Genomic DNA, 8,256 nt, shown 5'->3' on the forward strand with positions numbered 1-8,256 from the left:
GTTAGTATATTCACCTCAAAAAAAGGGAGACAAAGTTTCATGATACTCTATGCACCTTGGGAGAGAGCTTTTAAAAAAGTATATACTCCTTTTGAACACTTTTTACATGCCCAAACAACGACAGGTCTCATTTTAATGGGTATGACCATTGTTGCTCTTGTTGTTGCAAATTCACCCCTCTATGAAGCATATCAACATTTTATTCATCTTCTCATCAAGTTTGATTTTGGTTCATTACAGATAAAAAACTCTCTGCATCACTGGATAAACGATGGACTGATGGCAATATTTTTCTTTATGATAGGGCTTGAGATCAAACGTGAAATTTTAGTCGGAGAGCTCTCAAACATCAAAGTTGCCATTTTACCTATTCTTGCTGCCATTGGTGGTATGCTTGTGCCTGCTCTTATCTATTTAGGCATTAATACAGGAGGTATTGGGGTAAACGGTTGGGGAATTCCGATGGCAACGGATATCGCTTTTGCCATCTCAGCTCTTGTCTTACTTGGTAATCGCGTCTCACCTGCTCTTGTGACATTTTTAGTAGCACTTGCCATTGTAGATGACCTTGGTGCAGTTTTGGTCATTGCTCTCTTTTATACCGCAGAGATACAGTTGAATTTTCTACTGCTAGCAGGCGGAATGTTTTTTATTATGGTAAGTTTTAACCGTTTTGGTATCCATGCAACACTGCCTTACTTTATCGTAGGTCTGTTTATGTGGTTCTTTATGCTTGAATCCGGTGTTCATGCGACTATTGCCGGAGTGATTGCCGCGTTTGCCATCCCTTCAAAACCAAAAATTCCACCGATAGACTTCACACAACATACAAAAAATCTGCTTGATGAGTATGACAGCTACCCAGTGGCTACAGACCATACAATGCATGAGAAACAAAAAGCACTCCTGCAAAACATCAAAGATCGCATCGATGCTGTCGGCTCTCCTGCTACAAGACTTGAACAATCTTTGCATCTTCCTGTAAGTTTAATTGTCATTCCTCTCTTTGCTTTGACAAATGCAGGTATTCGTATCAACTTCAGTTCTATCAATGATGTCATATTTGAGCCTGTCTCACTCGGCATCATTTTTGGTCTGATTGGCGGTAAAATTATCGGCATTGCGGGGGTTGCCTTTGTCGCCATAAAAAGCGGTATCGCAAAACTGCCACAAAACAGCTCCATAAGCCAGATATTTGGTGTAGCAGCACTTGGCGGTATCGGTTTTACGATGAGTATCTTTGTGGCTGACCTTGCATTTATAAATGCTCCTGCACTTATCTTTCAAGCAAAGATAGGCATCTTGACTGCATCACTGCTTGCCGGTGCACTTGGCTATATATGGCTGCGTTTTATTGCAAAGCCCGCTACTGCTCTTTAAAAGAGATAACAGCCTCATTATAGATAAAATCCAACTCACTTGGCAGCTTCTCATAAAGCAGCGGTGAGTCGAGGTCGACAAACTGCACTACATCACGGTACGCAAAAGCAAGATAGAGTGTGATATTTATAGAGTATGGTCCTTCTATCATAGACCCAAGCATACAACCTACACCCTTTGCTCTGGCATACTCTAAAATCTCTACTGCTTTTGTAACACCTCCGCACTTCATCAGCTTGATATTTATCATATCTGCAACTCTGTTTTGTATGACATACTCTGCATCTTCAAGTGTAAAGAGTGCCTCATCAGCAAGAATGGGTACTTTTGACATTTTCGTTATTCTCTGTAATGCCCCTAGCTCTTTTGCAGCTACAGGCTGTTCTAAAAGCTCCAGCTTACAATCTTCAGTCGCTTTGAGGTAGTGCAGTGTCTGGGCTTCACTCCAAGCCTGGTTTGCATCGATAAGCAGCTTTGCGTGAGGAAGCTCAGCACTTAAAACTCTTGTCACTTCTGTTGCGTGAGCGATATTACTTCCAAGTTTTATCTTTAAAATATCCATCCCCTCACGCAGCGCCTCTTTTGCATCTAAGAGCATCTGCTCTTTTGTACCCAAACTGATGGTGACATCTGTTTTTATCGAGCTTATATCTTGCATGTCAAAATAGTCACGCAGTGAGAACTTTTTCTCTTTTGCATAAAGTGATATAAAAGCAATATCAAGAGCTGCTTTGGCACTTGAACCTATCTTTTGTAGATGGAGGAGTCGCATGGCTTCATCAATACTATATCCGTAAAAAAGCTCTTTTACAGTGTTGATATCCTTTTCTATACTTACAAGTGTCTCACCGGTAATGGCTTTGGTAGCAGGTGCTTCACCATAAGCAAAACACCCATCCTCACAGCAGACTTTCACGCGAATAAACTCTGCAAAATGCACCTCACGCAAAGCGGTTATAAAAGGGACTTTTAACTTTATCCTCTCCTGCGTGAGGCTGATATCTATTATCTTCATGAGAGTGCCATAAAAATAAAAAACGGATAGAGCACAAGACCGACATAGGGCAGATAGGGACCGATGGGGATAAAAAGAGAGTGTGTAAGCTCCTCACTCAACTCTTTATCAATAAAGACTTTCTTTATCAAAAGAATTTTTGTGATGATATCGGCAGATTTGCATGAAAGAAGCGCAATAGCATAAGGGTTGTACTGTGTTACAAAAACAAACCATACACCAAAATAAAAGGTCGGATGCATAATCAAAAACAAAAAGATGCTTTTATGATACTGCTCATACATCCTAGCAAGCATTCCCATAATCGTCTGTGCCTTTTGCCACTGCACTTCATAAAGCTCTAAAACTATATATATAGCAATATATACTGAAAACACTCTTTGAACTCCTTTGTCACTCTTACAAAGATTTTCAAAAGTATAGCAAAACTTCTGCTTTGTGATACAATTGTGATACAATAAGTCTTATAATTTTAATCCTATAAAAAGGTGTACAGAAATTCTATGCAAACATTATATGCTATCGGAGAGTGGATTCACCAAGAGAGTGAACGTATTATCACGCAGTGGCTTTATAATCCAAACACCACAAAGATTTTCAAAAAATACAATATAGGTCATCAAAAATTCTCCAAAAAGTTTGCAGTAGGCATTGTTGCTCATTTGGTTGATGTTGTACAAGAGAGAAAAAAAATGCAAGACTGCCCAAGTATGAATAAGTTTGTAGATTTTATGCTACAAAAGGAGATACGGGCAGACGAGATCTATTCTATATGCACAATATTACGAATCACTGTTTTTAATCATCTTTTAGACGCCCACCCTGAGATTAGACATGATTGTACATCCATACTTGCAATGTTAAAAATCTTTGATACAAATTTAGCAGGGGTTATAAAAAATTTTAGCAATGCCTCATATGAGCTTTATATAAACAAGCAAAAAGAGATAGATAATCTCAAGAACTTAGCATATAAAGACACACTAACAGGTCTGAATAATTTAAGACGATTTGAAGAGCTTATTGAACAAAAGCTTAAAAGTCTACCAAATAACAATATAAAAATTTTAATGCTTTCTCTTAAAGGCTTTAGTGAATACAGCAAACGGCACTCTCAACAAGAAAGTGACAATATCATACAAAATGTTGCACAGATAATACAACAAGAGTACCCTCTTGATTCAGCCCGTATTGGAAGTAGTCAGTTTGCTCTTTTAAGTGACACATTGAGCCTTGAAACATCCACAAAACTTATAGATAAAATAGATGCCACACTGACAGCAAACCCAGATACTCAACACATAAAGAGCAATGCTGCCCTTATTCTCTTGCACGATAAAGATTCTTCAGAAAGCATCATAGAACGTGGTGAAATCCTGCTAAATACTATTCAAAAATCTACACAAACAGCCATAATAGATGAGAAGATTTTTGATGAAAAAGAGGAAAAACGGCTAGAAGAACAAAATAGATTTTTATCACTTATGAAGCACTACAAAGAGGATAAAAAAACAATACCAGTAACAAGCTACTATATGGAGATACCTCTACAATCCTCTGCAAAGATTATAGATATTACAGAAAATAACATAACCATAAGTATAAGAAAAATATCGGCAATATCTCTACAACCAAATGACGGAATCTATATTACAATGCCAAAAAAACCAGATATAAAAGCATATGTAAAGTCTATCGACATAGAAAAAAATTATGTTATTTTAGAACAGTTTCAAGCGGTGGAGACTTCTCCCTTAGATCGAAGATATATACATGTGCAATTAAAAGATCCAATAGAGATTTTGATAAAATCACAAAAAACACAAATTCCTGAAATGCTCCATACAGTTTCCATAACTACTTTTGTAGTCTATGTACATCATCTCTATGATATCGATATTAATTCTGAGTTGACAATGCAGGTTCAGCTCCATGAAAAAGAAGAAGAATTTTTAGGCAAGGTAGATAAAATAATACCTATAGATAGCAAGTTTAAGCTTATTATTCATCTCAAGAAGACACCAGCTGTTCAAGAGTCTCTCGTGCCATTTATATCAAACAGGCAACTGCAAATCATTCAAAAATTACAGGAAAAAATTTCTTATGTATAAAATGTCAGCAACATTACTCTACCCAATAATAGCCATTTTACTTTTATGCATTTCCATGATTGGGTTCTTTAAGTATGCAGTCTCAGAAAGTCAAGAGGCAATCTTAGAAAGTTATATGCAAAAAGCAAAAGAAGAGTCTTATCTCCTTAAAACTCTTATAGAAGAGCTCTCATTAAATCAAAAGCAAACAGCTATACAAAAAGGACTCCTACAATTATCATCTCAGGCTAATACAAAGTATGTTCTGTTAGTAGCCCCTGATAAAACTATACTCTATGCAAGTGAACAAAAAACTATAAATAAAAAACTAAAAGAGATTTTTTCCCATAAAAGACTGCAACATTATGAAGATGAAATAAATACTATAAATGATTTACATATCCATATTTGGGGGAAAACCATAGATGCTACTATCAAAGTAGACCCTTTATACAACAGTTTACACAATAAACTAGAGTATGGCTATATCATAATGCTTTATGATTTAAATGATCTTATTGCAGAGAGAGAAAAAAATATTTTTCAAGAATTATTCTCTATTTTTATGCTTCTACTATTTATTATTATACTTTTATTCTATTTTTACTATAAAAATTTCTTACTAAAACTCTATAAAATTTATGATATTGCATCAGCCTTTACCAAGAAAAAAACTCCTAAAAATTCTATGTGCATTAATGATCTTATTGAAAAAATTGTGCAAATAACGCAAGAGTTTGAAGTCATGTCACGTGTTATAGAGTACAGTAGTGATGCCATACTGATTACAGATGAAAATAAAAATATTATTTTCATAAATCCTGCATTTGAAAATATCAGTAAATTTACAAAAGATGAAGTGATTGGAAAAAAGCCGGAAGATGTAATTAAATCGGATTTAATGAGTGATGACTATTATACAGATATGTGGTATAAACTTGCTACTTATGGAAAATTTCAAGGAAAAATCATCGACAGAAAACACGATGGCACAGATTATGTAGTATGGCAAAAAATTTGGGCATTAAAAGACCCACAAACAGATAAAATTACAAATTATGTTGCCTTAAGTCAAGATATTAGTGATTTGATAACGCAACAAAAAGAGATAGAACATCTTGCCTATTATGATGGTTTGACAGGGTTATCCAACAGAAGCTATTTTATAAATATTCTTAATAAATTCATCAAAAAAAGAAAAAAAGAAAAATTTGCCTTACTCTTTGTTGATATAGACAACTTCAAAGAAGTCAATGAGACTATAGGATACCATGCCGGAGATATTATTCTTCAGAATTTTTCCGAATATCTGCAATATAACCTACGAGATGAAGATATCATAGCCAGACTTGGAGGGGATGAGTTTGCTATACTGGCTTATAATATTACAAGACCAGAAGATGCTCTTGAAATAGGATGTAAAATTACTGATTTTTCAAGGAAAGAACTCATTATAGATAATCACACTATCAATATCAGTATAAGCGGTGGTATTGCGCTCTACCCAAATGATGGGAAAAACTCCAAAGAGCTTCTAGCAGCTGTCGATATCGCTCTCTCCCGTTCCAAACAAGAAGGAAAAAACAAATGTACAATCTTTCAAGTAGATATGCAAAAAGAGGCTGTTCAAAAAGTTCTTATGAAACATGAACTTAAATCTGCGATAAAAAACAATGAGTTTGAACTTTACTATCAACCAAAATTTACCGTAGATGGTACAAAAATAGATGGTTTTGAAGCACTCATTCGATGGAATCATCCTCAAAAAGGCTTTATACAACCTGGTAATTTTATCTCAATAGCTGAAGAAAGTGGTATCATCATAGATATAACAGCATGGATATTTAGAGAAATTAATAGAAGCTGTGAAGCATTCAGTAAAATTTCCAATAACTTTCGCATTGCTATCAATATATCCGCTAGACATTTTGAAGAAAACAATCTTATTCAACAAGTCCAAAATCACATTGACAAGAAGTGGGTAGAAGGCGGTTATATAGAATTTGAAATTACAGAAAGTGCTATCATGAAGAATATAAAAGATACAATCCAACAACTTGTTGCTATTAAAGCTATAGGTATCACAATATCTTTAGATGACTACGGTACAGGTCACTCTTCTCTAGCATATTTAAAAAATTTACCGATAGATAAAATAAAAATTGACAAATCTTTTATCGATGAAATATGCACAAATAAAAAAGATTATCTCATCGTAAAAGCAACAATAGAATTGGCTGAAAACTTAGGTATGCATACAATAATAGAAGGTGTTGAGGATAAGGAACAACTTCAACTGCTTCAGAAATTTGGAGCTACTTATATACAAGGGTATATCTATTCAAAACCACTTACACAACATGATGCTCTTGAGCTTTTACAGGCACACATTAATAATTAAGTATAATCTTCCCAACAAAAAGCCCACCAAAAGTACCGATAAGATAGCCCATAATCGCCATGAGCACTCCAACAGATACCAATTTTTTATCATAAGTTGCTGCTAAAATCGGAGCTGATGCCACGCCACCTATATTTGCCAATGAAGCAACAGAAATGCTAAAGAGGTCAAGTTTGAAAATCTTTGCTCCTGCTACCATGATGAGTGCATGCAATAGCAAAATCAAAAAACCTGCCAAAACATACATTCCAAGTCCGCTGAAACTCTCAATCACTGCACGTGAACCTATAAGAGCTATGAGAATGTAGAGCATTGTCGTGGCAACCTCATTGGAGCCATTTATCTCACGCAAGCGGGTAAAAGAGGCAGCTACCCCAAAGAGTGTGGCAAAAATAACCATACTTGTTGTAGTGTTTAAAATGACAAAATATTGCGCAAGCATTTGTGAAGTAAGAGAGACAAAAAGTGCTAAGGCGATGAGTAGCCAGTAACGTTTCGCACCCATAGAACAGGCACAGCCTATCTCACTCAAATATGCCAAACGCTCATGGCTTTTTGTAAAGCGATTAAAAACCTTTGCAAAAGGAACCAAAAAGAGCAGCAGCATCACCCAAAGTGTATAGTTTACACTGTCAACTACAAGCGCATAGGCAAAGGCATCTTCATTTACACCAAGAGCGCTCCCTACTGCTACCATATTTGCCGTTCCACCCATCCAGCTTCCAGCAAGTGCACCAAATGCACCTGCTATATCTTTGCCAAAATCAAAAATATTTGCTACAACTATAAAAGCAAAAGCGATGGAGAACACCGCTAGGACATAAGCTGTTATGAGGGACTTTCCAAGTTTTATAAAGTGTCTGAAATCAATTTCAAGCAACATTAAAAAGAGCATTGCAGGTAGAAGGTTTGTCTTTGTCAGCTTATAGATATGTGTGATGGCCTCATTATCGGCAAAAACATCAAAAGAGGCAAGGAACATTGCAAAAGCATAGATAAGAACAACTGCCGGAAGGTACTCAAAGATCTGCCATTTTGTCTTACTAGCGAGCAGATGAAAGAAGGTAACGATGAGTGCTAAGACAAAAAGATAGAGTAGCGGAGTAGTTATCAACGGTTACCTTCCATTTTTTTTATAAGTGTATCATATTTGCGACTTAATTAAAAAAACGGGTGCTTAATTTTTTAGTTTTACTTATAATTCACCAAATAATAATCAACTAAATTAAGCTTCAAACTTTTGCTCAACCCACGATGTAAAGTAATCATATTTTTCATGTGAGAGAAGACACCACCTTCGAGTGCATTTGTTGTATTTGAGATAGATAAATGTTTATACTTTTTGTATGTAAAAAGGTAAGGTAAATTTG

The 8,256-nt window shown here is 35.6% G+C and carries 6 protein-coding genes; 3 read left to right on the top strand and 3 right to left on the bottom strand.

From position 1 onward, the window contains the following. Positions 1-39 precede the first annotated feature (39 nt). Positions 40-1,380 carry a Na+/H+ antiporter NhaA gene (gene nhaA, locus MNY27_RS06080; RefSeq protein ID WP_346391999.1) on the top strand — a complete coding sequence of 447 codons (1,341 nt, stop codon included), beginning with the start codon at positions 40-42 and terminating at the stop codon, positions 1,378-1,380. On the opposite strand, the gene MNY27_RS06085 is transcribed toward nhaA, so the two are convergent. Both MNY27_RS06085 and MNY27_RS06090 read right to left on the bottom strand, forming a co-directional pair. After that, positions 1,367-2,395: a dipeptide epimerase gene (locus MNY27_RS06085; RefSeq protein ID WP_346392000.1), complete on the bottom strand. Its 1,029-nt coding sequence runs from the start codon at positions 2,393-2,395 to the stop codon at positions 1,367-1,369. The genes nhaA and MNY27_RS06085 overlap by 14 nt on opposite strands. Beyond that, positions 2,392-2,772: a hypothetical protein gene (locus MNY27_RS06090; RefSeq protein ID WP_346392001.1), complete on the bottom strand. Its 381-nt coding sequence runs from the start codon at positions 2,770-2,772 to the stop codon at positions 2,392-2,394. Before MNY27_RS06090 ends, MNY27_RS06085 begins: the two co-directional genes overlap by 4 nt. Before the next feature lie 126 nt (positions 2,773-2,898). Here MNY27_RS06090 and MNY27_RS06095 point away from each other — a divergent pair, with 126 nt between their 5' ends. Together MNY27_RS06095 and MNY27_RS06100 are read left to right on the top strand one after the other, a co-directional pair. Then, positions 2,899-4,506, top strand: a complete 1,608-nt coding sequence (locus MNY27_RS06095; protein ID WP_346392002.1) for a GGDEF domain-containing protein — start codon at positions 2,899-2,901, stop codon at positions 4,504-4,506. Next, entirely contained in the window at positions 4,499-6,886 is a 2,388-nt protein-coding gene (locus tag MNY27_RS06100; RefSeq protein ID WP_152184227.1) for a GGDEF domain-containing phosphodiesterase, read from the top strand. The genes MNY27_RS06095 and MNY27_RS06100 overlap by 8 nt, the downstream gene beginning before the upstream one ends. Here MNY27_RS06100 and MNY27_RS06105 read toward each other — a convergent pair. Further along, positions 6,876-8,000 carry a DUF819 family protein gene (locus tag MNY27_RS06105; RefSeq protein ID WP_152184228.1) on the bottom strand — a complete coding sequence of 375 codons (1,125 nt, stop codon included), beginning with the start codon at positions 7,998-8,000 and terminating at the stop codon, positions 6,876-6,878. The two genes, MNY27_RS06100 and MNY27_RS06105, sit on opposite strands and share 11 nt — an antisense overlap. Between the last annotated feature and the right edge of the window lie 256 nt (positions 8,001-8,256).

This window comes from Sulfurimonas sp. NWX79, assembly GCF_039667035.1.
Lineage (GTDB): Bacteria > Campylobacterota > Campylobacteria > Campylobacterales > Sulfurimonadaceae > Sulfurimonas > Sulfurimonas indica.

Coding starts and splice junctions, on each gene's coding strand:
- MNY27_RS06095 (WP_346392002.1), top strand. CDS start 2,899: ATGCAAACATTATATGCTATCGGAGAGTGGATTCACCAAGAGAGTGAA.
- nhaA (WP_346391999.1), top strand. CDS start 40: ATGATACTCTATGCACCTTGGGAGAGAGCTTTTAAAAAAGTATATACT.
- MNY27_RS06100 (WP_152184227.1), top strand. CDS start 4,499: ATGTATAAAATGTCAGCAACATTACTCTACCCAATAATAGCCATTTTA.
- MNY27_RS06085 (WP_346392000.1), bottom strand. CDS start 2,395: ATGAAGATAATAGATATCAGCCTCACGCAGGAGAGGATAAAGTTAAAA.